Genomic DNA, 15,482 nt, shown 5'->3' on the forward strand with positions numbered 1-15,482 from the left:
GTCAAATGTCTGGTGGTTCTCATACTCCACCTGTTAGGTTACGTCCCCTTGAGCGGGAAGATCTCCCTTTTGTCCATCAATTAGATAACAATGCCAGCGTCATGCGTTACTGGTTCGAAGAACCTTATGAAGCTTTCGTTGAACTATGCGATCTCTATGACAAACATATTCACGACCAGAGCGAACGCCGGTTTATTATCGAAGGTTCTGACGCTAAAGCTGGTTTAGTTGAATTAGTCGAAATCGACTATATCCACCGCCGGTCAGAATTTCAGATTATTATCGATCCCGCATATCAGGGCCAAGGTCATGCAACCAAAGCGGCAAAACTAGCAATGGAATATGCATTTTCCGTACTTAATCTGTATAAACTCTACCTGATTGTTGATAAAGAGAACGCCAAAGCCATTCATATCTATAGTAAGCTAGGTTTCTACACTGAGGGCGAATTAATAGACGAATTTTTTATTAATGGCAGTTACCGCACCGCTATTCGTATGTGCGTTTTCCAACATCAATATTTTGCATCCAAGGAAGATGAAAAAATGCGTCAGCCATTACAGACAAAAATATAGCGACAAGCGACGCCCTGTCGTATTCAAAGTTTTAATACTTTTACCTTATACACCTGGAGTAACAATGTCCCAAGACAGGCTCTATACCGAGAAAGAACTCAGTTGGTTATCATTCAACGAACGTGTGCTTCAAGAAGCAGCGGATAAGAGCAATCCATTAATAGAGCGGATGCGGTTCCTTGGTATTTACTCCAATAATCTGGATGAATTTTACAAAGTCCGTTTTGCTGATGTGAAACGGCGGATATTAATTAATGAAGAACGAGGATCGGCCACCAGCGCTCGAAATGTACTGAAAAAAATTCAGGCTAAAGTGGCCAAAACCGATCAAGAATTTGATGTGCTCTATAATGAGTTACTACTAGAAATCGCTCGTAATCAAATATTTCTAATCAATGAACGACAAATTTCACCAAATCAACAAATCTGGTTACGCCAATATTTTCGTCAACATCTGCGGCCACACACTACACCAATCTTAATCAATCCAGAAACCAACCTGGTTGAATTTCTGAAAGATGACTACACTTATCTGGCAGTTGAAATTGTCCACGGCCAGAACATTCAATATGCACTATTGGAAATTCCGTCAGATAAGGTACCACGTTTTGTTAACTTGCCGCCTGAAATGCCACACCGCCGCAAGTCAATGATCCTGCTAGACAATATTATGCGTTATTGTCTTGATGAAATTTTTAAAGGCTTTTTCGATTATGATTCACTGAACGCCTATTCAATGAAAATGACCCGTGATTCTGAATATGATTTAGCAACAGAGATGGAATCAAGCTTGCTCGAACTAATGTCATCCACGTTGAAACAACGGCTGACAGCGGAACCAGTAAGATTCGTTTATCAGCGAGAAATGCCAGATGAAATGGTGGAATTACTGCGTAGCAAACTTGGCTTATCAAATGATGACTCAGTGATTGCTGGCGGACGCTATCACAATTTTAAAGATTTCATTAAATTCCCCAATGAGGGGAAGAGAAATCTACTCAACAAACCTTTGCCGAGATTACGACATACCTGGTTTGATAATTTCCGCAATGGTTTTGATGCGATTCGTGAACAAGATGTGCTGCTCTATTATCCCTATCACACCTTTGAACATGTGCTGGAATTATTGCGTCAGGCTTCTTTCGATCCAAGTGTCCTTTCCATCAAGATCAATATCTATCGAGTAGCAAAAGACTCCCGTATTATTGATTCTATGATCCATGCGGCCCATAACGGTAAAAAAGTGACCGTTGTGGTTGAATTACAGGCCCGATTTGATGAAGAAGCCAATATTCATTGGGCCAAACGGCTAACCGAAGCGGGTGTACATGTTATTTTCTCTGCACCGGGGCTAAAAATTCACGCAAAGCTGTTCCTTATTTCCCGTCTGGAAGGTGAAGAAATTGTTCGCTATGCCCATATTGGTACGGGTAATTTCAATGAAAAAACAGCTCGCCTCTACACCGACTATTCCTTGCTGACAGCCAATCCGCAAATTACTAACGAAGTGCGCCGGGTATTCAACTTCATTGAAAATCCCTACCGTCCGGTTAAATTTGAAAACCTGATGGTTTCGCCACAAAATTCCCGCGCGATGCTTAACCAGCTTATTTCACAGGAAATTGCCAACGCCCAAGCAAATAAGCCCGCAGGCATTACGTTAAAGATTAATAATCTGGTTGATAAAGAGCTGGTGGACCGCTTATACGACGCTTCAGAAGCGGGGGTAAAAATACGTCTACTGATACGCGGTATGTGTTCACTGGTGCCCAATCAGCCAGGGTTTAGCGAAAATATTCAGATCATCAGTATCGTTGACCGTTTCCTCGAACATGACCGGGTTTACGTATTCACTAATGACGGGGATGAAAAAGTCTTTCTTTCATCTGCCGATTGGATGACCCGTAATATCGACTATCGAATTGAAGTTGCGGTTTGCCTACTCGATCCACAATTAAAACAACGGGTACTGGATATTCTCGAATTACAATTCAATGATACGGTAAAAGCCCGCTACGTTGATAAAGAACTGAACAATAGTTATGTGCCACGAGGTAACAAGCGGAAAATCCGGGCACAACTGGCTATTTATGACTATATAAAAGCCCTCGAACAACCTGAACCAAGAGCTTAATCTATGCCGCTAACACACGACAAGCCAACACCCAGACCAATAGAAATTGCGGCTATTGATCTGGGTTCAAACAGTTTTCATATGATTATTGCACGAATTGTTAACGATGCATTTCAGATCTTGGGCCGCTTAAAACAACGCGTCCAGCTTGCCGACGGCCTTGACCACAACAATCAATTAAGCGAAGAAGCAATGGCACGCGGTTTGGCCTGTCTGGCGCTATTTGCTGAACGATTACAAGGCTTCTCCGCTGATAATGTTTGTCTGGTGGGCACTCACAGTCTACGTGAAGCCAGTAATGCAAAAGAATTTATCGAACGTGCCAAAGACGTTATCCCCTACCCAATTGAAATTATTTCTGGCCACGAAGAAGCTCGTCTAATCTATATGGGGGTAGAACATACGCAACCAGAAAAAGACCGTAAACTGGTAATTGATATTGGCGGCGGCTCCACTGAACTGGTGATTGGTGAAAACTTTGAACCATTATTAGTAGAAAGCCGCCGAATGGGATGCATTAGTTTCGCCCACCAATTTTTTCCCGATGACGAAATTAGTGCAGAAAAATTCCGCAGAGCGCGGCTTCAAGCGGCGCAAAAACTAGAAAATCTCTCATGGCAGTACCGCATCACAGGCTGGAACTCAGCACTTGGCGCATCAGGAACAATTAAAGCGGTGTATGAAGTACTAGTCGCAATGGGAGAAAAAGACGGATTAATCACCCCTGAACGATTGGAGATATTAGTCAAAGAAATACTCAAATTCAAAAAGTTAAAAGCCTTTGACCTACCTGGATTATCAGACGATCGTAAACATTTTTTTATCCCTGGCTTGGCTATCTTATGCGGTATATTCGATGCCTTGCACATAAAAACGCTACAACTCTCAGACGGTGCGCTACGTGAAGGTGTTTTGTATGAAATGGAAGGCCGTTTCCGTCATCAAGATATTCGCCAGAGAACAGCCAAGAGCTTAGCTGAACACTATAATATCGACAGAGAACAGGCCAAGCGCGTACTTAATACGACTGAAACACTTTACCAACAATGGGCAATGCAGAATCCCAAACTGGTGCAACCTCAACTCGAAGCGATTTTACACTGGGCAGCAATGCTACATGAAGTTGGATTAAGTATTAACTTAAGCGGATTACAACGACACTCTGCCTATATTCTGCAAAACACCAACTTACCCGGCTTTAATCAGGAACAACAATTACTACTGGCAACCTTGGTTCGCTGTCATCGTAAAACAATAAAACTGGATGATTTACCACGATTCAATTTGTTCAAAAAAAAACAGTATCTGCCACTAATTCAAATCCTACGTCTGGCGACGTTACTCAATAATCAGCGACAATCCACAACCATTCCTGAATCACTCAGACTGGTTACTGATGATAGTCATTGGGCGCTCTACCTGCCTTACAATTATTTATCAGAAAACACCCTGATGCAGCTTGATCTGGAAAAAGAGCAAGGTTACTGGCATAACGTTACGGGTTGGCAACTAGAAATAGCCGAGGAATCAATATAACGATTTCAGACCATGAAAAAAAAGAAGCGATCTCAAATAACTAAACTGATTTTACTTATTAGCTTTCTCATTTTATTTGGCCGTTTCATTTACTCATCCATAGCGGCATTAGAACATCATCAGCAAAATAAAAAGGTCATAATAGAGAAAAGTGAAAATCATCAAATGAAATAATCAACTTAGCACTGATCATCATTAATCAGTATCATTACCTCACTGTTTCCCCGAAAAATTCGGGGAAACAAACTGTCATAATTTCAAAAGAATAACCCCCGCTATTATTACCACAATGCCAATCCACTGAATTCGGCTCAACCGCTCTCCGCGACTAAACAACCACCTACTAAAGTAGGTGGTTGTTTAGTTTTTGATGAACTTTTACTTTTCGATGAAACAGTAAAAGGTGTTTTTTTAAACCCTGCGGAGATGAAATAAGGGGTATCAGCATCTATCCTGATATCATTTACCATCCCCTCACCACGATAAAAAACAAATGCATCAGCGACAAATGGATAAACTCTTTCCGATTCTGGTGATATAAAACTTTTAATATCACAAACAAAGTCCACTAAGTATTTGACCATATTAATCCCAGAGGTCATGAAAATCTGTTGAGCCGCTCTGGCACCCGCTATGCGTAAATTGATTTCAACTAATACAGGCCCATGAGAGGTATAAATAAATTCTACATTTATTGCGCCACCTCGTAATCCCAAAACAGTTATCCACTCTTTAATAAGCTTACAAACCATTATAAACTCAAATTCAGGCAGCTCAGCAGGATGAGATAAACCTATCATACACAGGTCATCATCAGGAAAAACAAAAATTCTATTGATACCAATTACATGCCATTCATCATAACTATAAATTAATTCCGCGCCATAAAAATTTCCTTGCAGGAACTCTTCTATCAAGAACTCCTCATTAACTTTACCGAGCATTGACATTGTGCCATTAGATGAAATTTCTGAAATCACATAGTGGTAATCATCTAGAGATTTACAAAATAGTAGAATAAACAATGCAGCGATTATGAGATAAAAATAAGATTTTTTATTTTCATTACTTAACATCAAATTGAAATTCAATATCTTTCTTTAAAAAATCATAATCAATAATTTCAATTCTCTTATTCTTTGATACAATTACTCCTTTTCCATTCAAACTCTTAATAACTCTATTTAATTGCCTGACTGAAACACCTAAAACAGATATTAAATAGCAAGTTAGGATAAGCAATCAACGTTATTTATTCGCTTTACCTCTTTCAAGCTATATGTAAATACAAGTAAAAAAATATATTTATATTGATTATATTTTACATACATTTTATAACCAATCTAAATACTCTCAAAAATTAGGAGATACAATCTAACAACCGCAAAGGAAATGAAGGTAACAAAGGCAGCATCATTTGCATAATTTCTGGAGCCGTCTCGAAAAAACTGACAAAAAACGCCTTAATTTACCTTAAAAAGTGCTTCCTTGACATATTTTCCACATTTTCTCCATTTTTTAGCCTATCCTCACTGTCTAAACTAATAACATGTGATTAAACCGATATTTCAGTCGGACATAATCAAGCAATACCCTAGCCTTGTGTTTGAGAGAATGTCGAAGAAATGAATCAAGAAATGAATCAAAAGAATAAACGCCGTACCCTCCTTTTCCGTGTAGCACTGGTCTCTGTTGCCATCGCTGCCGCTATATTTTTCTGGTACCAACTTAAAATCCCTCAACAACCCAGTCCATCTGATCACCCCTCTGGTTTAAGGCATCCCCCGTTACCCCCAGTACAGGTTGCCACAGCAAAAGAGCAGGCAGTCCCTCGCTTTCTAACTGGGCTTGGCACCATTCAGGCAGCCAATACCGCCACGGTAACCAGCCGGGTTGAAGGTCAGCTTATCGCTTTGCATTTCCAGGAAGGTCAACAAATTACACAAGGGGATTTACTGGCAGAAATTGATCCACGTCCTTTTCAAGTTCAGTTAGCACAAGCCAAAGGCCAACTTGCTAAAGATGAAGCAATATTGGCGAATGCCCGCCAAGATCTCAATCGCTACCAGAAATTGGCAAATACTCACCTGATTTCCCAACAAGAAATGGATAATCAACGTGCACTTGTCCGCCAACACGAGGCCAGTCTGAAAGTTGATCAAGCAGCAATTGATAGCGTAAAACTTCAACTCACTTACAGTCGTATTACGGCCCCTATTTCCGGTAAAGTGGGTTTGAAACAGATCGATGTAGGGAATTTTATCTCCAGTGGCAACAACTCTCCTATTGTGGTTATCACCCAAACCGATCCGGTAGATGTGCTATTTTCACTCCCTGAAAACGATATCAATGCTGTTTTGCAAGCTCAGAAAGCGAATCATGACGTCGTTGTCAGTGCCTGGGATCGTAATAACCAGCAACAACTTGCCGAAGGAAAACTGTTGAGCATTGATAATCAAATTGATGCCGCTACCGGCACAATTAAGCTGAAAGCCCGTTTTTCCAATCAAGATAGCACCTTATTCCCAAATCAGTTTGTTAATGTCCATATAAAAGTCGATACACTGGAAAACGCAGTGGTGATCCCAAATGCTGCCCTGCAAATGGGTAATGAAGGGAATTTTGTCTGGATGTTAGGCAAAGAAAATAAAGTCAGTAAACATCTGGTCACGGTCAAATTGCAGGATACAAAACGTGTTGTTATCAGTACTGGCTTGGCAGCAGGTGATAAAGTGGTCACTGATGGCATCGATCGCCTGACAGACGGCGCTAAGGTGGATATTGTTACCCCGATGGTAAATAAACCTCAGCCACAAAAACACGACAAAACGGAGAACTCCTGATGCAGGTAAGTTCCCCAACCCCAGGAGGCGGGCCATCACGCCTGTTCATCTTGCGACCTGTTGCCACCACGCTGTTTATGGCAGCAATCTTGCTGGCAGGCATTATTGGCTATCGCATGTTGCCCGTGTCTGCGCTACCGGAAGTGGACTACCCCACCATTCAGGTTGTCACACTCTACCCCGGCGCAAGCCCTGATGTGATGACTTCCACAGTCACCGCACCACTGGAACACCAACTCGGGCAGATGTCCGGTCTTAAACAGATGGCATCCCAAAGTTCCGGCGGGGCTTCCGTTATCACATTGCAATTCCAATTGACTTTGCCGTTAGATGTCGCCGAACAAGAAGTACAGGCGGCCATTAATGCCGCCAGTAATTTACTGCCAAATGACCTTCCTTACCCTCCCATTTATAGTAAGGTTAACCCCGCTGATCCGCCTATTTTAATGCTGGCAGTCACCTCCGATGCAATGCCAATGACACAGATTCAAGATATGGTGGCAACCCGTATCGCTCAGAAAATCTCGCAGGTCAACGGTGTAGGGCTGGTGACACTCGCCGGTGGTCAGCGACCAGCAGTCAGAGTGAAACTAAACGCTCAAGCGGTCGCCGCACAGGGATTGGATAGCGAAACGATCCGTACTGCAATCAACAATGCTAACGTTAATTCCGCCAAAGGCAGCCTTGATGGTCCGACTCGCTCTGTCACGCTTTCGGCCAACGATCAAATGAAGTCAGTAAGTGATTACCGCAAACTGATCATTGCCTATAAAAATGGCTCACCGGTACGGTTACAAGATGTCGCAACCATTGAGCAAGGCGCTGAAAACACCAAACTAGGCGCATGGTCAAATAACAAGCAAGCCATTGTGATTAATGTTCAGCGCCAGCCCGGTGCCAATGTCATTGAAACTACAGATAAAATTCGTCAGATGTTGCCGGAACTCATCAGCAGCTTGCCAAAATTTGTCGATATGAAAATCCTGACTGACCGCACGACAACCATTCGTGCTTCTGTGAAAGATGTTCAGTTTGAGCTGTTACTGGCAATTGCACTGGTTGTTATGGTGATTTACCTGTTTTTACGTAACGGTATTGCAACACTCATCCCCAGTATCGCCGTTCCTCTTTCACTGATTGGTACATTCGCAGTGATGTATTTCTGCGGCTTTTCCGTCAATAACCTGACCCTAATGGCACTCACCATTGCTACCGGTTTTGTCGTAGACGATGCCATTGTGGTCATTGAAAATATCTCTCGTTATATAGAACAAGGCGAGAAACCGATGGCAGCAGCATTAAAAGGTGCGGGTGAAATCGGTTTTACCATTATCTCCCTGACTTTTTCTTTGATTGCGGTGCTAATCCCGCTGCTTTTTATGGGCGATATCGTTGGCCGCCTGTTTCGTGAGTTTGCGATTACCCTGGCCGTGGCAATTCTGATTTCAGCCATTGTCTCACTGACATTAACCCCCATGATGTGCGCTCGAATACTGAAACCGGAATCACAGATAAAACACAATCGTTTTGAACAAACCAGTGAACGCTTTTTTGAACAAATAATTGCCGGTTATGCCGTATGGCTAAAAAGAGCACTGAACCACCCGTGGATCACATTTGGCATCGCCCTAAGTACATTAGCGCTCACTGCCCTGCTCTATCTGATGATTCCAAAAGGATTTTTTCCATCGCAAGATAATGGGCTGATTCAGGGAACACTAGAAGCGCCGCAATCCATTTCTTTTACTGCAATGGTGGATAAACAACAGCAAGTCTCATCTTTATTACTACAAGACCCGGCAGTAGAAAATATCACCACCTTTGTCGGTGTTGATGGCAGTAACCCAACATTGAATAACGGGCGACTGCAAATCACACTAAAACCACTGAATCAGCGTGATGATAGAATCGTTGACATTATTCCGCGTTTGCAGGAAAAAGTTACCGCTATACCCGGCATAAAGCTCTATCTGCAACCGATGCAGGATTTAACGATTGACACTCAGGTTACCCGTACCCAATACCAATTCACTTTGCAGGCAACCTCTCTGGATGAATTAAGTATCTGGGTGCCAAAATTGTTGGCTGAACTAAAGCAGAAAGCAGAACTAGTTGATATCAGCAGTGATTGGCAAGATCAGGGACTAATCGCTTACGTTAAAGTAGACCGAGACACTGCCAGCCGATTAGGTATCTCAATGGCCGCTATAGATAACGCACTCTACAACGCATTCGGCCAGCGGCTAATTTCAACCATTTATACCCAGGCTAATCAGTATCGGATCATCTTGGAACATGATATGACATCGACTCCAGGGCTGGCAGCATTTGACAACATCCGCCTGAACGGAACTGACGGCCATGTCGTACCTCTCAAGGCTATTGCGACTCTTGAACAAAAATTTGGTCCACTGGCAATCAATCATCTCGCTCAATTTCCCTCAGCAACATTTTCTTTCAACGTTGCCAAGGATGCTTCTCTCGAACAGGCGGTCAATGCTGTTAGTGATGCGGCACAATTGATCAAAATGCCCAAAGACATTTCCACCCAATTCCAAGGAACAACACTGGCATTTGAAAGCGCACTGGGCAATACATTGTGGCTAATCGCGGCTGCCATTATCGCGATGTATATCGTGCTAGGCATACTGTATGAAAGCTTTATCCATCCGGTGACAATCCTCTCCACGTTGCCGACAGCGGGAGTGGGTGCACTATTGGCGCTGATGATGGCAGGTCACGAACTAGATGTCATCGCGATCATTGGCATTATCTTGTTGATAGGTATTGTGAAAAAAAATGCCATCATGATGATCGATTTTGCGCTGGCGGCAGAACGTGAACAGGGATTATCACCTTACGAAGCCATTTATCAAGCCTGTTTATTGCGTTTCCGCCCGATTCTGATGACCACAATGGCAGCATTACTTGGGGCACTTCCCTTGATGCTCAGCACCGGTGTAGGCGCTGAATTACGCCGGCCGCTGGGCATCTGTATGGTCGGTGGATTGATTATGAGCCAGATCCTGACGTTGTTTACTACGCCGGTGATCTATTTACTGTTTGACCGATTGGCACATTATCGCCGCAATCGTCGGTTCTCAGTCCCAGACACTTCATCTATTGACCATCAGGAGCCGCGGTGAAATTTTTTGCCTTATTTATCCAACGTCCTGTTGCCACCACGCTATTGAGTTTAGCCATAACCCTATGCGGGGTATTAGGATTTACCTTGTTGCCGGTTTCTCCTTTACCACAAGTAGATTTTCCGGTGATCTCCGTTTACGCCTCATTACCGGGTGCCTCACCAGAGACAATGGCCTCATCTGTCGCGACGCCACTGGAGCACGCCTTAGGTCGAATTGCTGGAGTCAATGAAATGACCTCCAGTAGTTCCCTTGGCAATACCGATATCACACTGGAATTTGACCTCAATCGTGATATTAACAGTGCAGCCCGGGATGTGCAGGCAGCACTGAGTGCCGCTCAAAGTCTGTTGCCTTCCGGTATGCCTAGCCGACCGCAATATTACAAAGTCAACCCGTCTGACGCCCCGATTATGATCCTCACATTGACTTCTGATACCTATAATCAGGGACAACTTTATGATTTTGCTTCTACTCAACTGGCTCAGAAAATCGCCCAAGTTGAAGGCGTCAGTGAAGTCTCCGTTGGCGGCAGTTCATTACCCGCAGTCAGAGTTGAATTGAACCCTGGTGCCCTGTTTCATCAGGGAGTTTCGCTAGATGCGGTACGCAAAGCTATCAGCAATGCCAATGTTCGCCGTCCACAAGGATATATGGATTCCGATCAGCAACACTGGCAAGTTCAAACTAACGATGAGCTAAAAACAGCCGAAAACTATCGCCCGATCATCGTTCACTACAACAATGGTTCACCGGTACGATTGCAGGATGTAGCAAATGTAAAAGATTCCGTTCAGAATGTCAGAGCTGCCGGAATGTCTGGCGGTGAACCGGCTATTTTGTTGATCATTCGCCGTGAGGCCGGCGCGAATATTATTGCCACAGTAAACCGTATCCGTGAACAATTGCCTGCATTACGTGAATCTATTCCCGCGAGTATTCAACTTAAAGTTTCTCAAGATCGCACCCCAACTATTCGTGCTTCATTAGCAGAAGTAGAACGTGCATTGGTGATTGCTATCGGGTTAGTCATTCTGGTGGTGTTTCTGTTTTTGCGTTCTGGTCGCGCAACATTGATCCCTGCCATCGCGGTACCGGTTTCACTCATTGGCACCTTTACCGCTATGTATCTGTGCGGTTTCAGTTTGAACAATCTTTCCTTAATGGCTCTGACAGTCGCCACAGGATTTGTGGTGGATGATGCAATTGTGGTACTGGAGAATATTTCCCGCCACCTTGAAGCAGGTATAAAACCCATGCAAGCGGCACTACGAGGTGTCCGAGAAGTGGGTTTTACAGTCCTCTCGATGAGTATTTCGTTGGTAGCAGTCTTTATCCCACTTCTGCTCATGGATGGATTAGTTGGTCGGCTATTCCGTGAATTTGCCATTACCTTAACCACCTCAATCGGTATTTCATTATTGGTTTCTCTGACGCTGACGCCGATGATGTGCGCCCATTTACTAAAATCTCAGCTTCCCAAAGCACAAAAGAAAATACGGGGATTCGGTAAAGTTTTACTGAAAATTCAACAATCTTACGGGCGCTCCCTGATGTGGGTTCTTAATCATAGCCGTTGGGTATTGTTAATTTTGACCGGCATCATTGCCTTAAATATTTGGCTCTATATCAATATCCCCAAAACTTTCTTCCCGGAGCAAGATACCGGTCGGTTGCTAGGGTTTGTTCGGGCAGATCAAAGTATCTCTTTCCAATCCATGCGTGAAAAAATGAAAAATTTCATACAGGCAATCAATGCAGATCCTACCGTAGACAGCGTTATCGGTTTTACCGGTGGTGGGCGGGTAAATAATGGCTTTATATTTATCTCTCTAAAACCATTAAAAGAGCGTTCAGAAAGTGCTGAACAGGTTATTTCACGCCTGAGAATTAAACTTGCCAATGAACCGGGGGCAAATCTGTATCTCATTCCAGTACAGGATATTAGGGCTGGCGGTCGCCAAGCTAATGCTAGCTATCAATTTACATTGCTGGCAGATGACCTGAATGATCTTCGCAAATGGGAACCTGTTATCCGTAAAGCATTAGGGCAATTGCCCCAACTGACCGACGTGAATTCGGATAAAGAGGATAAAGGGGCTGAAATGGCAATAATCTATGACCGCGATACCATGTCTCGTCTGGGGATTAATGTCAGTGAAGCCAATAGTCTACTGAATAATGCTTTTGGTCAGCGACAAATATCCACCACTTATCAACCACTTAATCAATACAAGGTTGTGATGGAAGTTGCACCAGAATATACGCAAGATGTCAGCGCACTGGAAAAAATGTTTGTGATTAATAATCAAGGAAAAGCCATTCCGCTCTCCTATTTTGCCCATTGGCAACCAGCGAACGCGCCGCTAAGTGTCAATCATCAAGGGCTTTCTGCTGCTTCAACCATTGCTTTTAATGTACCGGAAGGCTATACCCTCTCTGATGCTGTCAATGCGATTGAAAAAACCATGACTGAACTCAGTGTACCCTCAACGGTTCGCGGCACTTTTGCTGGTACCGCCCAGATTTTCCAGGAAACCCAGAAATCCCAATTATTTTTGATTCTGGCCGCCATTATTACCGTCTATCTGGTGCTAGGGATATTGTATGAAAGTTATATCCATCCACTAACCATTCTCTCTACCCTGCCTTCTGCCGGCATTGGTGCCCTACTGGCATTAGAACTGTTTGACACACCATTCAGCTTGATAGCGTTAATAGGCATCATGTTATTAATTGGTATCGTGAAAAAGAACGCCATTATTATGGTGGATTTTGCTATTGAAGCTCAGCGTAACGGTAATATCCGCGCCCGTGATGCGATATTCCAAGCCAGCCTGTTACGTTTCCGTCCGATTCTGATGACCACACTGGCCGCCTTGTTTGGTGCCTTGCCACTGGTTTTGAGTAATGGCGACGGCGCGGAATTACGCCAACCGTTAGGAATAACCATTGTAGGTGGTTTGGTCATGAGCCAGCTTTTAACGCTATATACCACACCCGTGGTCTATCTCTGTTTTGATCGACTAAGGGAAAAGTGGCAACAACGGCGTACCGCCAGACAAGTTATGGAGCCATCATGAAACTAGGCATCAGTGGTAAACTGTTTATGGCCATCTTCGCCACTTGTATGCTGGTAGTCGTCACCATGCACTGGGGCGTAAGAAGCAGCTTCCAGCATGGTTTTATTGGTTATATAAAACAAAATATCCAGTTACGTACCGCTATGTTAGCCGAAGCACTGGCTGAACAATATCAACAATATGGTAGCTGGAAATTCTTAAAGAAGAATGACCGGATAATTTTTCAAATCATTCGCACCATTGAACAAACCAGTAAAAGCTACCAAGGTCCACCACCTCGCGGATGGCGAACTCAATTTTGGGTGGTGGACAGTGACATGAAACTACTGGTTGGTCATGAAGGTAGAATCCCGGCAGAGACCTATCGCAAACCGATCCTCTATCATCATCAAGTCGTTGGCTGGGTCATTGTCAGCACATCAGATAAAATTACCCGTCAAGCTGATATCAGTTTTGATCGCCAACAACAACTGACAAGTTGGATCATTGCCGGTTTATCTATCTTGCTGGCAATCATAGCCACACTATTATTATCCCGTGGTATGTTAAAACCCGTTAAACGTTTGGTTGAAGGAACGCATAAACTGGCAGCAGGCGATTTCAGTGCCCGAGTCACACCATCAAGTAAAGATGAAATTGGTCAGCTTTCCCACAATTTTAACCAGCTCGCCGGTACCTTGGAAAAAAACGAACAGATGCGTCGCGATTACATGGCAGACATTTCCCATGAACTGCGCACTCCCCTTTCTATATTGCGCGGTGAATTGGAGGCATTACAGGATGGTGTGCATAAACCCACCCCAGAAACACTCAATTCGTTATTAGCTGAAATTACCACATTGACCAAACTGGTTGATGATCTACACCAACTATCTTTATCCGATCGCGGGGCACTGGCATACCGGAAAGAACTTATCAATATCAGTGAGTTAATTCAGGCTGCTACCGCATCTTATCGTGGACGTTTCCTTGATAAGCAAATCCAAATAGATATCAAACTTCCTGAAACCATGATGGTATTTGCTGACCCAAGCAGATTGACTCAGCTATTTCATAATTTACTGGAAAACAGTCTTCGCTATACCGCTGATAATGGAAAATTAATCGTTAAAGGTTGTTCTAACGATAACCACTTCATTATGAATTGGGAAGACAGTAAGCCCGGCCTGTCACCAGAGCAATGCCAACGGGTTTTTGAACGATTCTACCGTAGTGAATCCTCACGAAACCGTGCCAGTGGTGGATCAGGGCTTGGGTTAGCTATTTGCTATAACATAGTTGAAGCACATAGCGGTACAATCCATGCAGAACCCTCATCTTTAGGTGGCCTGAGAATTATCGTAGAATTGCCGCTAACTAAATCCCTCGACGGCGAAACGTTATGAGTACGGAATTTGAACAATATACTGTTTTGATTGTTGAAGATGAGCCAAAGCTTGGTCAGTTGCTAGTTGATTACCTGCGGGCGGCTGATTACAAAACCCAATGGCTATTGCGGGGTGATGAAGCTGTCTCCCATGTCCAACAACACAATCCAGATATTATTTTGCTAGATCTGATGCTTCCAGGCTGCGATGGTATATCTATCTGTCGGGACATTCGCCGCTTCTCTGACGTACCAATTATTATGGTTACCGCCAAAACAGAAGAAATTGACCGTTTACTTGGATTGGAAATCGGGGCAGATGATTATATTTGTAAACCTTATAGTCCGCGTGAAATTGTCGCGCGAGTTAAAACGATTCTTCGTCGCTGTTACCGACCACAAGATATTGTTAAGCAAAGCGATCTGCAAATTGACGAGGCCTGTTTTCAAGCACGTTACTGCGATAAAATATTGGATTTGACCCCAGTTGAATTCCGGTTATTAAAAACGATGGCAAGTCGCCCAGGGCAAGTATTTTCCCGCGATAAGCTACTGAATAATCTGTATGACGATCACCGAATCGTGACAGACCGTACTATTGACAGCCACATTAAAAATTTACGCCGTAAATTGGAACAATTGGACAACAGTAAAACATTCATTCGTTCTATTTATGGACTTGGTTACCGATGGGAAGCAGATATATGCCGTTTGTTATAACTGTCACACTTTAACTGAATTAAATTTCTCTCAACCTTTCACCGGTCAGAAATTCAGCTATATTAAAAATACTTACTTT

The 15,482-nt window shown here is 43.4% G+C and carries 9 protein-coding genes; 8 read left to right on the forward strand and 1 reads right to left on the reverse strand.

What is annotated here, in order from left to right; all coding sequences use genetic code 11:
• Positions 1–5: 5 nt before the first annotated feature.
• The 3 genes from speG (at position 6) to ppx (ending at position 4,245) form a co-directional block, all read left to right on the forward strand.
• Positions 6–575: a spermidine N1-acetyltransferase gene (gene speG, locus EAE91_RS09520; RefSeq protein ID WP_214088326.1), complete on the forward strand. Its 570-nt coding sequence runs from the start codon at positions 6–8 to the stop codon at positions 573–575.
• Positions 576–639: 64 nt separating this feature from the next.
• Positions 640–2,709 carry a polyphosphate kinase 1 gene (gene ppk1, locus EAE91_RS09525; protein WP_214088281.1) on the forward strand — a complete coding sequence of 690 codons (2,070 nt, stop codon included), beginning with the start codon at positions 640–642 and terminating at the stop codon, positions 2,707–2,709.
• A 3-nt stretch (positions 2,710–2,712) separates the two neighbouring features.
• Entirely contained in the window at positions 2,713–4,245 is a 1,533-nt protein-coding gene (gene ppx / locus EAE91_RS09530) for an exopolyphosphatase (protein WP_214088282.1), read from the forward strand.
• A 311-nt stretch (positions 4,246–4,556) separates the two neighbouring features.
• On the opposite strand, the gene EAE91_RS09535 is transcribed toward ppx, so the two are convergent.
• A complete protein-coding gene (locus tag EAE91_RS09535; RefSeq protein ID WP_244868758.1) occupies positions 4,557–5,321 on the reverse strand; it encodes an ATP-grasp domain-containing protein in 765 nt (254 codons plus the stop codon).
• A gap of 561 nt (positions 5,322–5,882) precedes the next feature.
• Here EAE91_RS09535 and EAE91_RS09540 point away from each other — a divergent pair.
• From EAE91_RS09540 to baeR, 5 genes are read left to right on the forward strand one after another with little or no spacing between them, the layout of a single operon-like run.
• Positions 5,883–7,088, forward strand: coding sequence for an MdtA/MuxA family multidrug efflux RND transporter periplasmic adaptor subunit (locus EAE91_RS09540; protein ID WP_214088283.1), 1,206 nt, complete (start codon positions 5,883–5,885; stop codon positions 7,086–7,088).
• Positions 7,088–10,234, forward strand: a complete 3,147-nt coding sequence (locus tag EAE91_RS09545; protein ID WP_214088284.1) for an MdtB/MuxB family multidrug efflux RND transporter permease subunit — start codon at positions 7,088–7,090, stop codon at positions 10,232–10,234. The genes EAE91_RS09540 and EAE91_RS09545 overlap by 1 nt, the downstream gene beginning before the upstream one ends.
• A complete protein-coding gene (gene mdtC / locus EAE91_RS09550) occupies positions 10,231–13,317 on the forward strand; it encodes a multidrug efflux RND transporter permease subunit MdtC (protein ID WP_214088285.1) in 3,087 nt (1,028 codons plus the stop codon). Before EAE91_RS09545 ends, mdtC begins: the two co-directional genes overlap by 4 nt.
• Positions 13,314–14,702 carry an envelope stress sensor histidine kinase BaeS gene (gene baeS, locus EAE91_RS09555; RefSeq protein WP_214088286.1) on the forward strand — a complete coding sequence of 463 codons (1,389 nt, stop codon included), beginning with the start codon at positions 13,314–13,316 and terminating at the stop codon, positions 14,700–14,702. The genes mdtC and baeS overlap by 4 nt, the downstream gene beginning before the upstream one ends.
• Positions 14,699–15,403, forward strand: coding sequence for an envelope stress response regulator BaeR (gene baeR, locus EAE91_RS09560; protein WP_214088287.1), 705 nt, complete (start codon positions 14,699–14,701; stop codon positions 15,401–15,403). Before baeS ends, baeR begins: the two co-directional genes overlap by 4 nt.
• Positions 15,404–15,482: the final 79 nt, after the last annotated feature.

It is taken from the genome of Photorhabdus noenieputensis (assembly GCF_018448935.1).
Classification (GTDB): domain Bacteria; phylum Pseudomonadota; class Gammaproteobacteria; order Enterobacterales; family Enterobacteriaceae; genus Photorhabdus; species Photorhabdus noenieputensis.

What these genes read in the sequence shown, in the direction of transcription:
- EAE91_RS09540 (WP_214088283.1), top strand. Translation starts at nt 5,883, where the DNA reads ATGAATCAAAAGAATAAACGCCGTACCCTCCTTTTCCGTGTAGCACTG.
- ppk1 (WP_214088281.1), top strand. Translation starts at nt 640, where the DNA reads ATGTCCCAAGACAGGCTCTATACCGAGAAAGAACTCAGTTGGTTATCA.
- EAE91_RS09535 (WP_244868758.1), bottom strand. Translation starts at nt 5,321, where the DNA reads ATGTTAAGTAATGAAAATAAAAAATCTTATTTTTATCTCATAATCGCT.
- EAE91_RS09545 (WP_214088284.1), top strand. Translation starts at nt 7,088, where the DNA reads ATGCAGGTAAGTTCCCCAACCCCAGGAGGCGGGCCATCACGCCTGTTC.
- baeS (WP_214088286.1), top strand. Translation starts at nt 13,314, where the DNA reads ATGAAACTAGGCATCAGTGGTAAACTGTTTATGGCCATCTTCGCCACT.
- speG (WP_214088326.1), top strand. Translation starts at nt 6, where the DNA reads ATGTCTGGTGGTTCTCATACTCCACCTGTTAGGTTACGTCCCCTTGAG.
- baeR (WP_214088287.1), top strand. Translation starts at nt 14,699, where the DNA reads ATGAGTACGGAATTTGAACAATATACTGTTTTGATTGTTGAAGATGAG.
- ppx (WP_214088282.1), top strand. Translation starts at nt 2,713, where the DNA reads ATGCCGCTAACACACGACAAGCCAACACCCAGACCAATAGAAATTGCG.